This is a genomic window from Zafaria sp. Z1313 (assembly GCF_050563205.1).
GTDB lineage: Bacteria > Actinomycetota > Actinomycetes > Actinomycetales > Micrococcaceae > JAZDCJ01.
In genome coordinates this window covers 51,347-67,852 of record NZ_JBNWUK010000016.1, presented here as the reverse complement: position 1 = coordinate 67,852, position 16,506 = coordinate 51,347, and the positions used below count along the sequence as shown (strand labels likewise).

The 16,506-nt window shown below is 70.6% G+C and carries 19 protein-coding genes; 11 read left to right on the top strand and 8 right to left on the bottom strand.

All coding sequences use genetic code 11. From position 1 onward, the window contains the following. On the bottom strand, positions 1–387 hold a 387-nt coding region (locus ACQ3I4_RS13420; RefSeq protein WP_430633347.1), incomplete at its 3' end, for a transposase. 75 nt (positions 388–462) lie between these two features. On the opposite strand from ACQ3I4_RS13420, the gene chrA reads away from it, so the two are divergent. From chrA to ACQ3I4_RS13390, 6 genes are all read left to right on the top strand, one after another. Further along, a complete protein-coding gene (gene chrA / locus ACQ3I4_RS13415; RefSeq protein WP_430633730.1) occupies positions 463–1,314 on the top strand; it encodes a chromate efflux transporter in 852 nt (283 codons plus the stop codon). A gap of 72 nt (positions 1,315–1,386) precedes the next feature. After that, entirely contained in the window at positions 1,387–3,345 is a 1,959-nt protein-coding gene (locus ACQ3I4_RS13410; RefSeq protein ID WP_430633729.1) for a heavy metal translocating P-type ATPase, read from the top strand. 5 nt (positions 3,346–3,350) lie between these two features. Next, a complete protein-coding gene (locus tag ACQ3I4_RS13405; protein WP_329861956.1) occupies positions 3,351–4,079 on the top strand; it encodes a VIT1/CCC1 transporter family protein in 729 nt (242 codons plus the stop codon). 384 nt (positions 4,080–4,463) lie between these two features. Further along, positions 4,464–4,607: a hypothetical protein gene (locus tag ACQ3I4_RS13400; RefSeq protein ID WP_430633728.1), complete on the top strand. Its 144-nt coding sequence runs from the start codon at positions 4,464–4,466 to the stop codon at positions 4,605–4,607. Positions 4,608–4,619: 12 nt separating this feature from the next. Continuing rightward, entirely contained in the window at positions 4,620–4,862 is a 243-nt protein-coding gene (locus ACQ3I4_RS13395; RefSeq protein ID WP_430633727.1) for an SHOCT domain-containing protein, read from the top strand. A 15-nt stretch (positions 4,863–4,877) separates the two neighbouring features. Then, positions 4,878–5,294 (top strand): phage holin family protein, encoded by a 417-nt coding sequence (locus ACQ3I4_RS13390; protein ID WP_430633726.1) that lies wholly within the window; start codon positions 4,878–4,880, stop codon positions 5,292–5,294. Positions 5,295–5,406: 112 nt separating this feature from the next. Here ACQ3I4_RS13390 and aqpZ read toward each other — a convergent pair whose 3' ends face one another. Then, a complete protein-coding gene (aqpZ, locus tag ACQ3I4_RS13385) occupies positions 5,407–6,150 on the bottom strand; it encodes an aquaporin Z (protein WP_430633725.1) in 744 nt (247 codons plus the stop codon). Positions 6,151–6,295: 145 nt separating this feature from the next. On the opposite strand from aqpZ, the gene ACQ3I4_RS13380 reads away from it, so the two are divergent. Both ACQ3I4_RS13380 and ACQ3I4_RS13375 read left to right on the top strand, forming a co-directional pair. Then, complete coding sequence (locus ACQ3I4_RS13380) at positions 6,296–6,994, top strand: dienelactone hydrolase family protein (RefSeq protein ID WP_430633724.1); 699 nt, start codon at positions 6,296–6,298, stop codon at positions 6,992–6,994. A 20-nt stretch (positions 6,995–7,014) separates the two neighbouring features. Next, a complete protein-coding gene (locus ACQ3I4_RS13375; RefSeq protein ID WP_329861952.1) occupies positions 7,015–7,446 on the top strand; it encodes a universal stress protein in 432 nt (143 codons plus the stop codon). A gap of 105 nt (positions 7,447–7,551) precedes the next feature. Here the strand turns inward: ACQ3I4_RS13375 and ACQ3I4_RS13370 are convergent, their stop codons facing one another. Next, positions 7,552–7,950, bottom strand: a complete 399-nt coding sequence (locus tag ACQ3I4_RS13370; RefSeq protein ID WP_430633723.1) for a DUF5997 family protein — start codon at positions 7,948–7,950, stop codon at positions 7,552–7,554. Positions 7,951–7,988: 38 nt separating this feature from the next. On the opposite strand from ACQ3I4_RS13370, the gene ACQ3I4_RS13365 reads away from it, so the two are divergent. Continuing rightward, complete coding sequence (locus tag ACQ3I4_RS13365) at positions 7,989–8,762, top strand: substrate-binding domain-containing protein (protein ID WP_430633722.1); 774 nt, start codon at positions 7,989–7,991, stop codon at positions 8,760–8,762. Between the two features lie 21 nt (positions 8,763–8,783). On the opposite strand, the gene ACQ3I4_RS13360 is transcribed toward ACQ3I4_RS13365, so the two are convergent. Then, the gene (locus ACQ3I4_RS13360; protein WP_430633721.1) at positions 8,784–10,184 is read right to left on the bottom strand and encodes a GntP family permease; all 1,401 of its coding nucleotides are present in this window, start codon (positions 10,182–10,184) and stop codon (positions 8,784–8,786) included. Beyond that, on the bottom strand, positions 10,181–10,738 hold the full coding sequence (locus tag ACQ3I4_RS13355; protein WP_329861948.1) for a gluconokinase: 558 nt from the start codon (positions 10,736–10,738) through the stop codon (positions 10,181–10,183). The genes ACQ3I4_RS13360 and ACQ3I4_RS13355 overlap by 4 nt, the downstream gene beginning before the upstream one ends. A gap of 134 nt (positions 10,739–10,872) precedes the next feature. On the opposite strand from ACQ3I4_RS13355, the gene ACQ3I4_RS13350 reads away from it, so the two are divergent. After that, positions 10,873–11,607: a FadR/GntR family transcriptional regulator gene (locus ACQ3I4_RS13350; protein WP_329861947.1), complete on the top strand. Its 735-nt coding sequence runs from the start codon at positions 10,873–10,875 to the stop codon at positions 11,605–11,607. Positions 11,608–11,618: 11 nt separating this feature from the next. Here ACQ3I4_RS13350 and ACQ3I4_RS13345 read toward each other — a convergent pair whose 3' ends face one another. The 3 genes from ACQ3I4_RS13345 to ACQ3I4_RS13335 form a co-directional block, all read right to left on the bottom strand. After that, positions 11,619–12,227, bottom strand: a complete 609-nt coding sequence (locus ACQ3I4_RS13345) for a hypothetical protein (RefSeq protein ID WP_329861946.1) — start codon at positions 12,225–12,227, stop codon at positions 11,619–11,621. A 112-nt stretch (positions 12,228–12,339) separates the two neighbouring features. Continuing rightward, the gene (locus ACQ3I4_RS13340; protein WP_430633720.1) at positions 12,340–14,775 is read right to left on the bottom strand and encodes an alpha/beta hydrolase; all 2,436 of its coding nucleotides are present in this window, start codon (positions 14,773–14,775) and stop codon (positions 12,340–12,342) included. Between the two features lie 4 nt (positions 14,776–14,779). Further along, the gene (locus ACQ3I4_RS13335) at positions 14,780–15,082 is read right to left on the bottom strand and encodes a hypothetical protein (RefSeq protein WP_329861944.1); all 303 of its coding nucleotides are present in this window, start codon (positions 15,080–15,082) and stop codon (positions 14,780–14,782) included. Between the two features lie 116 nt (positions 15,083–15,198). On the opposite strand from ACQ3I4_RS13335, the gene ACQ3I4_RS13330 reads away from it, so the two are divergent. After that, the gene (locus ACQ3I4_RS13330; protein ID WP_329861943.1) at positions 15,199–16,455 is read left to right on the top strand and encodes a carbamoyl-phosphate synthase; all 1,257 of its coding nucleotides are present in this window, start codon (positions 15,199–15,201) and stop codon (positions 16,453–16,455) included. The last annotated feature ends 51 nt before the right edge of the window (positions 16,456–16,506 follow it).

The following is a 16,506-nucleotide window of genomic DNA, read 5'->3' as shown; positions in this document are numbered from 1 at the left end:
CATCTCATCGACACCGGTCAGGCGGCGCTGACGCTTCTTGACGATGACCGGTGAGAAGGTCCCTTCCCGGTCCCGCGGCACGTCCACCTCCACCGGGCCCGTGGTCTCCGTCAGCACCGTTTTTGGGCGCACGCCGTTGCGGGAATTCGCGGTCTGCTTCCCTGCCGTATCGTGCTTTTCATATCCGAGATGCTCGGTCATTTCCTCATCGAGCGCGGTCTCGATCACGGTCTTGGTCAGCTGCTTGAGCAGACCGTCCGGCCCGGTCAGGGACAGGCCCTGTTCCTTCGCCATTCTGACCAGCTCGCGCGCAGCGTCGCCCTCGGATACTTCTGTCTTCTTTTCAGCGGTTTTCGTACTCGGCACAGCCTCAAGTGTTGCGGCCATATCGGGCTCCTCCCCGCCAGGCTTACCGCCCGGCGTGTCGAGCCGGATACACCGTTATTTCCACAGTCCCGATGGGTGCTGGGCCTGAAGGCTGCGGCGGTCGCGGTCGTGGGTCATGCTGTGCTCGGGATGGCAAAGTCACTCACGCCTGATGCGCGACGAGCGACGATTGCTGTCGGGGTGCTCACTGTCGTGCTGCTCGTACCCGGCCCGCTGACGATGTTCGGCGCGATGGCCTTGGCCGGGATCGCGGGGTTCTTCGTCTGTCGATCCCCGAGCACGACCGAGAACGATGAACCGCGTTTCCGGGTGCGCCTGCGGCCCGCAGTCGGATGGTTGAGCCCGGCTGTGTTCGTCATGCTGCTCGCAGGGTTGCCGATTTTTGCTGTGTTCACCGGCAACGCCACGGTAGGCCTGATTGACACCTTCTATCGTGCGGGGTCGTTCGTGTTCGGCGGCGGGCATGTCGTGCTCCCGCTTTTGCAGGCTGAGACAGTGCAGACTGGACTGGTGGAGCCGGGTGCGTTCCTCGCGGGGTATGGTGCCGCGCAGGCGGTGCCAGGGCCGCTGTTCACCTTCGCCGCGTTTCTCGGAGCGGTCACCACGGGCGGCCCGAGTGGGCTGCTCGGCGCATCCATTGCGCTGCTCGCGATCTTTCTGCCGTCTGCGCTGCTCGTGATGGGGGTGCTGCCCTTCTGGGAGCGGTTGCGTCGTGCGCCGAGAGTGCAGCGTGTGCTGACGGGCGTGAACTCCGGAGTCGTCGGGCTGCTCGCCGCCGCGCTGTACGACCCCGTATTCACCGCGGGTGTCACGAACGCCGCATCACTCGTCGTCGCGGCACTCGCGTTTGTCGCACTCACGTCCTGGAAAACAGCGGCATGGGCGGTAGTGCTCGGGGCCGCAGGAGCCGGGGCATTGCTGCTCTGAACGCGCTACGCGGATACTCAGGCGAGGCTGGCCAACAATGCGAGAAGCGTGCCCGCCTGGGAGGATTGAAGCATGAGCCGTTTTCCATCTCTGGTCAGGGCATATCCACTCGTGATCGCAACACTGTTGGTGGCTATGATCGGGTTGGTTCTTTTAGCGACTCCGGCCATTGAGTCGGCCAGCTGGATTGTGGGTGCGTATGCGCTCGTGATTGCCGGGTGGGAGGCGGTCGGGATGATCCGGCAGCTCATCCGAGGGCACGCCGGGCTCGACATTCTTGCGGTGACGGCAATCACCGCTGCAGTGCTCGTTGGGGAGCCGTGGGCGGCGCTCGTGGTGGTGCTGATGCTCACCGGCGGGGCGGCCCTCGAAGATTACGCTGAGAACCGTTCGAAGCGGGAACTGACCGCGCTGCTGCGTAAGGCACCCCAGCAGGCCACGCGCATCCTCGCCCCAAGCGCACCCGGCGCGGACATGCACGGGCATACTGCCGAGGTCACGACCGAGGACATACCGGTCGAAGAAGTCGAGGTGGGTGATCTGTTGTTGGTGCGGCCGGGTGCACTCGTGCCTGTGGACTCGATCCTCGTCTCCGAGCACGCCGTGTTCGATGAGTCGTCATTGACCGGTGAAAGTCTGCCCGTTGAGCGTGACGCGGGAGAGAAAGTGTCGAGCGGTGCGGTGAATGGACAAGCCGCAGTCACCATGCGGGCTGCGGCTCCGGCCGCCGAGAGCGAGTATCAGCAGATTGTTCGGCTCGTCGAACAAGCCGCGGGGAGCAAAGCCAAAGTCGTGCGGCTCGCAGATCGGTACGCGGTGCCGTTCACAGTGCTCGCGCTCGTGATCGCCGGGATCGCGTGGGCGGTCAGTGGAGAGGCTGTCCGGTTTGCCGAGGTGCTGGTGGTGGCGACCCCATGCCCGCTGCTGATCGCCGCGCCGGTCGCGTTTCTCGGTGGCATGAGCCGTGCCGCGAGGTTCGGGCTGATCGTCAAGGGCGGCGGCACCCTCGAACAGCTTTCACGAGCCCGCTCGGCGGCATTCGATAAGACCGGCACCATCACTACCGGCAAGCCAGTGCTCGAACGCCTTCTGCCCGCCGACCGCGCCAGCGAAGACGAGCTGCTGCGTTTCGCAGCCTCAGCGGAGGTGTACTCCTCTCACGTGCTTGCGGACTCCGTCGTGCAGGCCGCGAAACAGCACGGCTTGTCGCTCGTCGAAGCCGAACATGCCGAGGAGATCGCGACAAACGGAGTCGCGGCTGTGTTCCGCACTCCTGACGCACCTGAGGCAGTGACGGTTCGTGTCGGCAAGCCCTCCTGGGTGCGCCACTCCGCGCCGGACCTCGTGCTGGCAGACCTTGCTCCTGGGGAACTCGCAATCTACGTCTCAGTCGATGGCCGTTTCGCCGGAGCCATCGTCATGCGCGACCAAGTGCGCGAAGAAGCAGCCCAGGCTCTCCGTCAGCTGAGCGCACTCGGTATCGAGCGTACGCTCATGGTCACCGGAGACGTTGCAGCCACCGCCGAACCCATCGCGCGGCGCCTTGGAATCAGCGAGGTGCACGCGGAGTGCCGCCCCGGCGACAAAGTTCGCATTGTCAGTAGCGTGCAGCCCCGCCCGCTCATCATGGTCGGTGACGGCCTCAACGATGCCCCGGTGCTCGCTGCTGCGGATATTGGCTTCGCAATGGGGGCGCGCGGTGCAACCGCAGCATCGGAGTCTGCGGACATCGTGAACCGCTACGACACGCTCTCGGCCCTGCCGCGCGCGGTGAGCATCGGCAAGGACACCGTGCGGATCGCACTGCAAAGCATCTGGCTCGGCATCATCATCAGCGTCGGCCTCATGCTCATCGCCGCCTTCGGGTTCCTCCCAGCACTCCTCGGCGCGTGGCTGCAAGAAGTCGTTGACCTGGTGGCCATCCTCGGCGCACTCCGTGCAGTCGGCCCACGATCTGAGCGAATCACACGATCATCACCAGTCGCATCGACGGAACAACTTCACTTCAGCACGACCCAAGACAGGAAATGAACAATATGGCATCCAACTCAAGCACCACGCCGCATCCCGGCGAAGCCCACCTGCAGAACGTGGGCCAACGTTTGAACTGGCTACGTGCAGGGGTGCTCGGCGCAAACGACGGCATCGTCTCTACCGCGGGTGTCGTCGTCGGTGTCGCTGCCGCTACACCAAACAACGTACTGGCAATCGCGACGGCCGGTATCGCCGCCGTAGTTGCCGGGGCGTTCTCAATGGCTGGCGGAGAGTATGTTTCGGTGAGCACCCAACGCGACACAGAGAAAGCGCTCATCGCAAAAGAACGGTGGGAGCTCGAAACCATGCCCGAGGAGGAGCTTGAAGAACTCACCGAGCTCTATCGACAGCGGGGCCTCTCAGATGACCTCGCACATCAGGTCGCGGTGCAGCTTACCGAGACGGACGCTCTCGCCGCTCACGCAGAGGTCGAACTCGGAATCGACCATGAAGAGTTCACAAGCCCGTGGGCAGCCGCCGTGTCATCGTTCATTGCGTTCGCCGTTGGAGCGCTGATCCCACTCATCATGATCTTGCTCCCCGTCGGCGGACACCGAGTTTGGATCGCAGCCATCGCAGTTGTGATCGGCCTCTTCCTCACCGGTTGGATCAGCGCTGCGCTCGGTGGCGCGCCGCGCGGTCGCGCAATTCTCCGGAACGTGGTCATGGGCTCAGCGACCATGATCGCCACATACGCCATTGGGGCACTCTTTGGCGTGGCCATCGGATAGGCCGCTTCTCGTGATCCGGCCCGATTTCATGTGCTAACTCATGTGCTACCGACGCTGCTAGGTTGTGAATCGCGGTGCAGTTATCCACAGGTGGGCCTCGCAGAAAGCGCGGAATCATGCGGCAGAACGCCGATTCACGATTTCGTGTGCGAGGGGGAACGGATCAGTTCAAGTCCCCCCTCGCGCACACGAATCGCGAAGGCCCCGGATCGGATGATCCGGGGCCTTCGCCGTTCCCCCGCATCGGCTGGCGGCGCAACGATGCGGAAACCATCACTTACCAATCCGCCCCTGGGCTGGGATGATGGCGATACCGGCCTTCCTGTGAGACCGTCCACCCGGAGACGCATCCGGGCGCACTGCTTCAATGCGAGGTACGTGGCCATGGACATCCTGGGCTCTCTCTGGAGCATCATCGTCTTGTTCTTCTGGGCTTTTGTCTTCATTTCTGCGCTGTTCGCGGTCATCGCCGTGGTCAGCGACCTCTTCCGGGACAAGGAACTGGGCGGCTGGTGGAAGGCGCTCTAGCTCGTCTGCCTCGTGTTCCTGCCGCTCTTGACGGCGCTCGTCTACCTCGTCGTCCGCGGCCGCACCATGGCCGTGCGCACGAGCCTGCGCCAGCAGGAGGCCCAGGAGGCCACCGAGCACTACATCCGTTCCTTCACCGCACCGAGCCCGGCCGAGGAGATCTCCCGGGCCAAGGCGCTGCTCGATTCCGGAACCGTCTCGGCGGACGAGTTCGAGCAGCTCAAGAAGCGCGCCCTCGCGGGCGCCCCCGCCTAGGGGAGGGAAGAGGCCATGATCCGCCTGCTCCTGTCCATCGCCGTCAACCTGATCGGCTCCGCCCTCGCGCTCCTCGTGGCCTCCTGGGTCATCGAGGGCGTCACGCTCCAGCTCGGCCGCTTCCTCGTAGCCGTCGGCATCTTCACGGCCGCGCAGGCCATCCTCGCGCCGTTTGTGTTCAACATGGCCCGTAAGTACGCCTCCGCCGTCCTCGGCGGGATCGGCCTGGTGTCCACGCTCCTGGCGCTGTGGGTGGCCACCCTGTTCCCGGGCGGGCTCGAGATCACCGGGGGCCTCGCGTGGGTCGCCGCCACCGTGCTCGTCTGGCTCGTCACCGCCCTCGGCGGGTGGATCCTCGCGGCCCTCGTGATCGACCGCTGGTGGCAGCGCCGCCAGGGGACGCCCCGGCAGCAGCGCCACCGCCCGGCCTGAGTTGGCGCGCAGGGGACCCGATCCCCGCGCACGCGCCTCGTCGGCGCGGAAACGGCGGACGACGCCGGCGCCCACCCCGGGGGGTGGGGGCCGGCGTCGTCCTGTTCGGCCTTCAGCGCTCCAGGACCACGTCCTCCGTGTTCGGGAAGAGGTACTTGTAGCTCAGGCCCGCGATTGCCGCGCCGATCAGCGGTGCCACGATGAACAACCACACCTGGCCGAGCGCCTCGGGACCGGCGAACCAGGCGACGCCGAGGGAGCGGGCCGGATTCACGGACGTGTTGGTCACCGGGATCGAGACGAGGTGGATCAGGGTCAGCGCCAGGCCGATCGCGATCGGCGCGAAGCCCGCGGGCGCCCGTGAGTCGGTCGCCCCGAGGATCACGAAGAGGAACACGGCCGTCAGCACCACCTCGATCAAGAGCGCCGCGGCCAGCGAATAGCCGTCCGGCGACCGCTCCCCGAAGCCGTTGGACGCGAACCCCGACGCGACCGGGTCGAAGCCCTCCTTGCCCGTCGCGATGAGCAGCAGGAGGGCGCCGGCGACGGTCGCTCCCACGAGCTGCGCCACCCAGTAGGGGAGCACCGAGCCGCGGTCGATCCGCCCCGCGAGGAGCGCCCCGAGCGTCACCGCCGGGTTGAAGTGGCCGCCCGAGATGTGTCCGACGGCGTAGGCCATGACCAGCACGGTCAGGCCGAACGCGAGGGCCACCCCGAGGAAGCCGATGCCCATGTTGATGTCCTGGTCCGTGACCACGCTGGCCGCGAAGACCGCGGCTCCGCAGCCGCCGAAGACCAGGACGAACGTGCCCAGGAACTCCGCCCCGAGCCTCGATGCGAGTGGTGATGGATTCATTGCCGGTCCTTCCCCTGCAGGCCGATGGTGATCCCCAAGGTAGCCCCCGGTGGCCGTCCTTGTCACCGGCCTGTCCCGTGCGGGCGTTGACGGCCCCGCATAGACTGGCCGGGTACCGGGAACCGCAACCTCGGAAGGAGCCCGCGTGGCCGAGAAGACCCCGCACCAGAACACCGCCTTCGACTCGGCGGGCACGCCCGCCCACGGCTACCTCGCACTGCCGGAGTCGGGCTCGGGCCCCGGCGTGATCGTCATCCAGGAATGGTGGGGCCTCACGGACCACATCCGGGACGTCGCGGACCGGCTCGCGGCCGAGGGCTTCGTCGCGCTCGCGCCGGACCTCTACGGCGGCTGGATCACGCACGACGGCGACGAGGCCGCCGAGATGATGTCCCGCCTGCCCGCCGAGGACGGCGCCCGCCTGCTCGCCGGCGCCGTGGACCACCTGCTCTCCCTCGACGCCGTGACGTCGGAGACCGTCGGGGCGATCGGCTTCTGCATGGGCGGTGGATTCGTCCTGGCGCTCGCCGCGCAGCAGGGGCCAAGGGTCTCGGCGGCCGTCCCCTACTACGGCGTGGGCCAGGCCGTCCCGGACTCCTACGCGCGGCTCACCGCCGCGGTCCAGGGCCACTACGCCGAGCAGGACGGGTTCTACCCCGTGGAGCAGGCCCGCGCCCAGGAGGAGCAGATCCGCCGCGAGTCCGGGGCCGACGTCGAGTTCTTCTACTACGACGCCCCGCACGCCTTCCACAACGACGCCAACCCGCAGGGCAACTACCGCCCCGAGGCGTCCCGCCAGGCCTGGGAACGCTCCCTCGCGTTCCTGCACCAGCACGTCACGTAACACCAACCCAGGAGGAACACATGTCAGGAACGGTCATCGTCGGGGTCGACGGCAGCGAGACGTCCTTCAAGGCCGCCTCGCGGGCGGCCACCGTCGCCGCGGGCCTCGGCGCGACGCTGCGCGTCGTCACCGCCCACGCAAAGGACAACACCGAGGTGGTGCAGATCGGCAGCGATACCTGGATCCTCGACGACGCGGAGCAGGCCCAGAAGCTCGCCGAGAAGACCGCCGTGAAGCTGCGCGAGCAGGTCCCCGGCGCCCAGGTCGAGGCCGTCGCCGTCAAGGGCAAGCCGGCCGAGGCGCTCGTCGAGGAGGCCACGCGCAGCAGCGCCCAGCTGATCGTCGTCGGCAACGTCGGCATGAAGGGGCTGGGCCGCGTGCTCGGCTCGGTCGCGAGCGCCACCGCGCTCAACGCCCCCTGCGACGTGTACATCGTCAAGACGGCCAGCTAGCGGGCCGCGGTCCTTCGGGGGCGGGCACCAGGGCCGGGTACGGCGCCGGGGCCCCCTTCCGGACGGAAGGGGGCCCCGGCGTCGTGCTGTCTTCGGGTCCGCCCGTCAGGCGTCGGCGGGCCCGGAACCCTGCTTCGCCGCGGCGGCCTCGCGGACGCGCTTCTCCTCGGCGCGGACGGCGGCCATGTTGGCGCGCTCGGCCTGGAGCCACTCCGGACGGTCGGCGAGCAGCGCCTCGATCTCGGCGGTCGTCAGGGCCTCGGTGATGCCGGCGCGGGCCAGGCCGGAGATGGAGACGTTGAGCTTCTGCGCCACGACGGGGCGCGGGTGCGGACCGTTCTGGCGCAGGTCCACGAGCCACTGCGGCGGCTCGTTGAGGAGCTCGTTCAGCGCCTCGCGCGTGACCCCGTTCTCCTGGAACTCCGCGGGTGCGGCGGGGAGGTAGATGCCGAGCTTCTTCGCGGCGGTGGCAGGCATCATGGTCTGCGGGGTCTTGGGACTCATGACCTCAAGGGTACCGGCCGCGGCGGTAGGGTGGGTGCGTGCCAGGACTGAGAATCGCGTTCGTCCCCGGGGTCACGCCGGGCAAGTGGCTGGACCGCTGGCGGGACCGCTATCCCGACGCGCCCGTCGAGGCCCGACTGCTCGAGTCCGGCGACCCGCTCGAGGTGCTCGAGGGGGGCGGGGCCGAGCTCGTGTTCCTCCGCTTCCCCGACGGGCAGTCCCCCGCGGGGGCGGCGCTCCACGTCATCCCGCTCTACGAGGAGCTTCCGGTCGTGTGCGCACCGAAGGAGCACGACGTGGAACTGTACGACGACGAGGTCCCCGCCTCCGAGCTCGCCGGCTTCACCGTCCTGGACCTCGACGACTACCCGCCCGAGATCGGCGGGGTGCGGATGGCGCTCGAGGTCGTCGGTTCCGGCGCCGGGGTCGTGGTGCTGCCCCTGTCCGTGGCCCGCCTGTACCAGCGCAAGGACGTGGTCCACCGCGTGCTCGCCGGGGCGCCGACGACGCGGATCGGCCTGGCGTGGCGCCGGCCGCAGGGCGACGATCCCGAGGATCCGCTCATCGAGGAGTTCGTGGGGATCGTGCGCGGGCGCGGCGCCAATTCGTCCCGGCAGCCGTCCGTGCAGGAGCGCCAGCAGGCCGAGGCCGCGAAGGCGCAGAAGCGGCGGCAGTCCTCGGCCGCCCCGTCGACCCGGGGCGGCCAGCGTGCCGGCGGATCGAAGGGCGCGGGGCCGTCCAAGGGCTCCGGGAAGCCGAAGGGCTCCGGCAAGGGCGGCCCGCGCAAGCCCGGGGGCCGCGGCAAGCGCTGAGCGCCGGCCGCGGCCCGGGCGTCAGCCGATCGAGGCCAGGGCGAAGATACCGGCCGCGATTCCGAAGCCCATGACGCCGATGAGCGTCTCGAGCACGGTCCACGTCTTCAGGGTCGTCTTGACGTCCATGTCGAAGAAGCGGCCGACGAGCCAGAAGCCCGAGTCGTTGACGTGCGAGGCGATCACCGAGCCCGCGGCGACGGCCACGACCATCGTGGCGAGCTGGAAGTCGTTCATCCCGGCGGCCGCGACGGCGGTCGTGAGCAGCCCCGCGGTCGTCGTCAGGGCCACGGTCGCCGAGCCCTGGGCGATGCGCAGGACGCCGGAGATCAGGAAGCCGGCCAGCAGGAGCGGGACGCCGAGGTCGCCCAGGACGTCGGCGAGGGCGTCGCCGATGCCGGAGGTGCGCAGGACGCCGCCGAACATGCCGCCGGCGCCCGTGATGAGGATGACGGAGCAGACGGGGCCGAGCGCCTGCTCCATGACCTGCTCGATCGCGGTGGAGTTCATGCCGCGGCGCAGCCCGAGTGCGAGGGCGGCAACGAGGAGGGAGATCAGGAGCGCGACGGGGGTGTCGCCGAGCGTGCGCAGGACCTGGTACCAGAGCGTGTCGGCGGAGCCCTCGGGCAGGACGCCCGCGGAGTTGAGCGTGTTCAGGCCCGTGTTGAGGAAGATCAGGAGCAGCGGGAGCAGCAGCACGGAGACCACGGTCGCGAAGCGCGGCGGGTTGGCCTCGTGCTCGGCGTCCGCCTGGCCGAGGATCGACGGGATCGGCAGCACCCACTTGCGTCCGGCCCAGAGGCCGAACAGGTAGCTCGTGACGTACCAGGTGGGGAGGGCTACGATCAGGCCGACGATCATCACGTAGCCGACGTTCGCGCCGAAGAACTCGCTCGCGGCGACGGGCCCGGGGTGCGGCGGGACGAAGATGTGCATGACGGAGAACGCGCCGGCGGCGGGCAGGCCGTAGCTGAGCACGGAGCCGCCGAGCCGGTGTCCGACGGCGAAGACGACGGGCAGCATGACGACGAGGCCGGCGTCGAAGAAGATCGGGAAGCCGAACAGCAGCGACGCGACGCCCAGGGCGAACGGCGCCCGCTTCTCCCCGAACTTGTCGATGAGGTAGTCGGCGAGGACCTTGGCGCCGCCGGAGGTCTCGACGATCCGGCCGAGCATCGCGCCGAGGCCCACGAGGAGGGCGACGCTGGCCAGCGTGGAGCCGAAGCCCCCCGTGAGCACGGAGACGATCCTCCCGGCGGGGATGCCGGTCGCGAACGCGGTGAGGAGGCTGACGACGATGAGCGCGATGAACGCGTGCATCCGCAGCTTCATGATGAGGAACAGCAGGACGGCGATGGCCGCGGCGGCGATGCCGAGCAGGGGTCCTGCGCCCAGGGTCTGGGTCCAACCTTCGAGGGTCATGGGGTCTCCGTGGTCGTGGGTGAGGGGGTGGGGTGGAGGTCGAGGGACGCGAGGGCCCGCCGCAGCAGGTCTTCCTCGCTGGAGTCGTTGACGAGGACGACGCCGGACTCGTCGCCTTCCAGCGCCTCGAGCGTCTCGAGCTGGCTGGGGAGGAGCCCGGGGGGCATGAAGTGCCCGGCGCGGTGTTCCATGCGGTCCGTGATGAGCGCCGGATCGCCGGTGACGTGGAGGAAGAGCACGCGGCCCGGGGCTTCGCGGAGGAGGTCGCGGTAGCTGCGCTTGAGGGCGGAGCACGTGACGATGCTTCCGGCGTGCCCGGTCCCCTGCCCGGCCATCCAGTCGCGGATCGAGCGCAGCCAGGGCCAGCGGTCGTCGTCGGTGAGCGGGGTCCCGGCGGCCATCTTGGCGATGTTGTCCCGGGAGTGGAAGTCGTCGGCCTCGGCGGCCGGCCAGCCGAGGCGGCGGGCCAGGTGGGAGGCGAGGGTGGTCTTGCCGGACCCGGAGACGCCCATCACCACGAGGTGGGTCGCGGGCGGGGGTGGCGGTTCTGCCATGGGGGCTCCTGGGAGGACATCGTTGGCCTGGGTCCACGGGCGTGGGCCGGATTCGGATAAAAGATAGCACCTTTGAATCCGCAAAGGTAGTACCTGTTCTGGCCGAGTGGCGCCGTGCTGGCTAGGATCGGAGCATGAACCTGCCCGCCGGTGCCGACGTCCTCCAGGAGCGCCTCATCGAGGAGCTCGGCCGCGAGATCGTCGACGGCGTCCTGGCCCCGGGATCCCGGCTCACGCTCGGCGGGCTGCAAGAGCGCTTCGGCGTCTCCCGCACGGTCGTCCGCGACTGCATGCGCGTGCTTGAGTCCCTGCGGCTCGTCTACCCCAAGCGGCGCCTCGGGCTCGTCGTCCACGATCCGCGCCACTGGAACCGCTACGACCCGCGCGTCATCGCGTGGCGCCTCGCCGGTCCCGGGCGCCAGGAGCAGTTCACGGAGCTCACCCAGCTGCGCATCGCCGTCGAGCCCCTCGCCGCCGCGGGTGCCGCCCGCCTGGCCGCCGACGAGGCCCGGACGCGCCTGACCGACCTCGCCGGCGAGCTGCGCCGGCTGGGCGAGGCCGGCGACCTCGAGGGCTTCCTCGCAGTCGATACCGCCTTCCACCGGCTCCTGCTCGAGGAGAGCGGGAACTCGATGTTCGCGGCGCTGCACGAGGTCGTGGCGGAGGTCCTGGCCGGCCGCACGCACCAGGGCCTGATGCCCTTTAATCCCCGCGAGATCGCGCTCAAGCGGCACGAGGAGGTCGCGGCCGCCGTCGCCGCGGGGGACTGTGCCGCGGCCGAGCGCCACATGCAGGAGCTCGTCGACGAGGTCCGCGCGGCCCTCGACGCCGGGCTCCACGGCCCCCACGCCGAGACCTCCGGGGCGTAGCCCGGGCCGGCCTACGATCCCTCGAGCCGGTCCTCGAGCAGCCCGGCGAGCGAGGCGTGCGTCGAGCATTCGCCCGCGAGCTGGTAGCGGATCCCGGCCGGGCCCGCCGTGAGGGCCGCGCGGCGTCCATCGTCCCGCAGCCCCGTGGTGCTCGCCTGGCCGTCCGGGCCGATCCCCGCCCCGTCGAGCAGCGTGTAGCCCCGCTCCACGAGGAAGGCCTCCGCCACCGCCAGCGCCTCCTCGGCGGAATCCTGGGCGGGCCCGAAGAGCGCGAGGCGGAACTGGAAGACGTCCTCCTGCGGGCCGGCGCAGCGCTGCGGGACCAGTCCGTCGCGGTAGTCCCGGGCCGCATAGGGGGTCCCCTCGCGGCCCGTCCAGGTCCCGGGGAAGGCCTCCATGAGGGCCTCGGCCTCCTCGAGCGCCGAGCCCATGAGCTCCTCGGCGCTCGCGTTGCCGGGCGCGGCGGGGCCGCCCGCGGACCCGGATCCGGTGGTGGGGTTCATGGCGGTGGAGCCTCCTGGGGATGGTTCGGCGGCGGGGGAGCAGGCGGCGGCACCGAGCGCGAGCCCGGCCGCGATCAGGGTGGCGGCGAGCCGGACGACGGCGGTGCGGGACAACATGGAGCCCACGCTACGGTAACCGGCCCGCCGGGCGGACCCGGGCGACACGGCGCCCCGCGGGAGGGGACGGGCCCCCACGGCCGTCCGTCCGGCGTCGTCCTCCCGGGCGGGGTTAGAGGGGATTGAGGCCATCGAGGAACTTCCTTCCACGATCCATGGCGGCTTCGACGTCGAACCCCTCGGTGCGGGTGAGGTGCTCGACGACGCGCCGCGTCCCCGTCACCGCGTCCTTCCCGGCCTCGACCAGGCCGTCGTGCACCCGCTCCGCGCCGCCCTGGAGCGCGTCCGTGGCGCCGTTGCCGAGGTCCTGGAGGGCCTCGAGCCCGCCGTGGCCCGCCCCCTGCAATCCGTCGACAGCCAGGTTCACGAGCCCCTGGCCCGCGTCCACGCCCCTGTTCACGACGTGCTGGCCGGCGTCGATCCCGGCGTCGAGCACCGACTGACCCGCGTCCACGCCCCCGTTGACCAGCGTCGAGACCGGGCCGGGAAGGTGCCGCGTGGCCCCGGACTGCAGGCGGTCGATGAGCGAGCCCGCCCCGTCCTGGCCGCGGTCGACGGCGGAGTCGACCCGCCGCTGCGTCCCGTCGACGGCGGCGTTCGCCCCATCCTGCTGCCGGTCGACGTACCCGGAGACGGCGTCCTGGAACGCGTCGTAGCGCGCGTTGCCGCGCAGCTGCGCGTCGTCGATGCCTTGCTGGACGTTCTGGTACGCCTCCTCGATGGAACGGACCCGGGCCGTGACGTCCTCGATCATCGTGTCCCGCCGGGACTGCCCGATGAGCTCGATCGACTCCCCGCGGCCGTCGAGGATCGCCATGATCGAGTTGTAGGACTGGCTGCCGGGCTCGATGTAGCCCCAGCCGTCGTCGTTCGCGGACCCGGCGACCTGGTCGTGGCCCGTGCCGGCGTGGCCCGGGATGTTCCCCTCGCCGTCGGAGGAGAAGACCCGCGCCCCGAACGCGTCGTCCGTGGGGCTGATCCGGGGTACGTCGCCGAAGAAGGAGCCGACCTGGCCGATCGGCGCCCAGGGGTCCTTGTAGGCCAGGGTCGCCCAGACGTTGCCGTCCCTCACGTTGAAGTCGGACGCGTGGTCCGCGGCGCCCGGATCGATCCCCGCCGAGCCGTACATCACGAAGTGGTCCACGGCGTGCTCGGTGCGGGTCAGGGCGTAGGCCGCCGTCGTGGTGCCGTAGGAGTGGGCGACGACGTTGACCTGCGGGACCTCCCGGTCCCCGTGGGCGGAGCGCGTCTCGTGGAAGCCGTCGAGCGCGTGCGCCAGGGCGGTCCCGCCGACGTCGGCCTGCGCCACGTTGAGCACCTCCGGGCTGCCCGCGGTGTCCAGGTGCTGCGGCAGGTCGGGCGAGTCGTAGCCGAGCCACAGCACGGCCGCGCTCCCGGGGCCGAGGCCGTCGTAGACGTCCTGGAGGTTGTCCATCTCGCCCGTCGTGTTGTGGGTGCCGCTGCCCATGCCGGAGACCGAGAACGTCACGTTCCCGGCGTGGTCGACGTCGCCGATCGAGACGGCCGCGAGCGGGCGCCCGTCGGGGCTGAAGGAGAGCAGCCCGCGCGGTCCGCTGTCCGGACCGGCCGGCAGGAGCGCCTCGCGGATGTTCCGGTAGGCGGCCCGCTGCTCCGCCGTGTAGGAGGGGTCGTCGAGGACCAGGGCGAGGGTGGTGCGGTTGGCGGCGTCCCGCGTCGCATAGGGGACGCCCTGCGTGTTGCCCACGAGCGCCGGGAGGGTCGCGAGGAGCGCTGCCCGGGCCTCCTCGCCGAGCCCGTTCCACCAGGCGGCGCCCTCGCGCCCGCCCGGGAACGTGTCCAGGTCCGCGGCCGTGACCGGCAGGGGCGGCGCGGTGGCGCGGGTCTCGGGGTGGGCCGCGCCGAGGGCCTCGATCTGCTCCGGCGTGAGCGTGGCCAGGTGCGCGTAGTAGGCGGAGACGTCCGCGCCCGTCGCCCCGGGGCGGGTGGCGGCCTCGAAGAGCTCGCGCGCGGTCGAGACGGCGGCCGAGTTCGTCCCGTAGTCGAAGTGGGCGGTGGTGTCCGTGGCGGTCCGGGCGATCCCGTCCAGCGCCGTGTCGTAGTCGTCCTGGGCGGCCTCCCAGTCCTCGGCGATGCCGTCCGCGATGCCCTGCAGCTCGGCCCGGGCCAGGGCGACGATCAGCTGGTGGTGGAGGGGGTCGGCGGCGTCCGTGGCCCGGTCGACCTCCGCCTCCTTCGCGGGCAGGGTCGTGTCCCGCAGGGTGGTGCGGCGGGTCTTCAGCGAGGTGATCGCCGTGGCGAGGGCGCGCGCCGCGGTCCGGACCGTCTCCTCCGAGCCGAGGAGGTCCTCGGCGTCGGTCAGCGGCCGGGCGAAGGCCGCGAAGAGCGCGGGTTCCCCGGGCCCGTCGTAGACCCCGGGCAGCCCCGCCCACGTGGTGTGCGCGGCCTCGACGTGGTCGTAGACGTCCTGCGCGGCATCCTTGAGCGTGCCCGCGGCGGTGCGGACGGCCTCGGCGTCGGGGAGCTCGTCGGTGGCGGAGAGGTCGACGCCGAGCGGGTAGTAGACCATGGCGTCAGGACGCCTTGGCGCGGGCGTCGTCGGCCATCCGCTCGTCCCCGTCGACGACGGCGTCGAGCACGCCCCGCCCGGCGGCGGCCGCGTTCTCGCAGCGCACGACGACGGCGAGGCCGTCCGGTCCCAGCACGTCCTCGCCGAGGCGCTCGGTGCGGGCCGCGCCGCGGCTGCCGCCCAGAGCGCCCTTCAGTGCCGCGACGGCGTCCTCGAGCGCGACCACGTCCTGCGGCAGGTCCAGGACCGTGGTGTCGAGGGTGTTGAGCAGCGTGCGCATGCCGCCCACGTCGAGCTCGTACTTCACCGTGGCCTCCCGGGGTCCCGACGCGGCCGGTGCCGCGTCCGGACACGACGCTAGCGCGCCCCGGCGGGCGTGGCGATGGGGAGAACTCCCCGTGGCGCGCCGGTAGCGTGGAGCCCATGCGCATTCCGGACTCCCAACCGTTCGTCCCCGTCATCCTCGGCGGGGACATCGGCACCTATTCCCTGGCCCGCGAGTTCCACGAGGCCTACGGCGTCGTCAGCGCCGCCGTTCCCGCGCAGTCCAACGGCGTCCTGGAACACTCGGTCGCCGTGGACGTCCGCCCGGCGGGCACCATGGTGGACGAGTCCGCCGTCGTCGCGCACCTCCTGGCGCTCGGGGCGGAGCTCACGGGGAACGGCGCGAACCCGCGCCCGCTCCTGCTGTGCGGATCGCTGGACCTGCAGGTCATGCTCATCACGCGCCACCGCGCGCGTCTCGAGCCGCTCTACACGATCCCCTACGTGCCGCTCGAACTCATGGAGCGCGCTGCGCTGAAGCAGAACTTCTACGCCCTGTGCGCCGAGCTGGGCGTGCCTCATCCCGTCACGATCGAGTACGACGCCGGGGCCCACCCCCGGCCCCTGCCCGCCGAGCTGCCGTTCCCCCTCATCGGGAAGCCGTCGGACTCCTCCGCATGGGTGCGGGCGAGGTTCGCGGGCAAGCAGAAGGTGCACTCGATCGCGGACCGCGCGGAACTCGAGGACCTGCTGGAGCGGATCGCGTCCTCCGGCTACGAGGGCACGTTCATCCTCCAGGAGTCGATTCCGGGCGGCGACGAGAACATGCGCCTGTGCACGTACTTCTGCGACGCCCCCGGCTCGGTGCGCCTCGCCGCCTACGGCGAGGTGGTCGTGGAGGAGCACGCCCCGATCGTGCTGGGCAACTCGGCGGCGATCGTCGTGGCCCGCGACGACGAGGTCATCGCCCAGGGCAGGCGGATCCTCGAGCACCTCGGCTGGACGGGGTTCGGGATGTTCGACGCCAAGCTGGATCCCCGGGACGGCGTGGTGAAGTTCTTCGAGCTGAATCCGCGCCTGGGCCGCAACCACTACTACGTCACGGCCGCGGGCCACAACGCGGCCCGCTACTACGTGCGCTCGGCCCTGGGCCCGGACTTCGAGCCGTCGGGGCTGCCCGAGGGGATGGCCGTGGCCGACGCCGAGGTGCTCTACACCGTCCTGCCCGCCCCGTTGCTCAAGCGGCACCTGCGCGGGCCGGTCGGCGGGAAGGCCGCCCGCCTGCTCCGCGCCCGCCGGGCCGTGAACCCCCTGCGCTACCGTGCCGAGCGGCACCCGCGGCGGCTGCTCTACCTCGCCATCAGCGCCGCGAACCAGTTCCGCAAGTACGCCAAGTACCCGCCGCGCACGCAGTAGCCGGGCCCGCGGCTCCCGGGCACGCGGCAGCCGCCGCACGGCGCCCGCTGG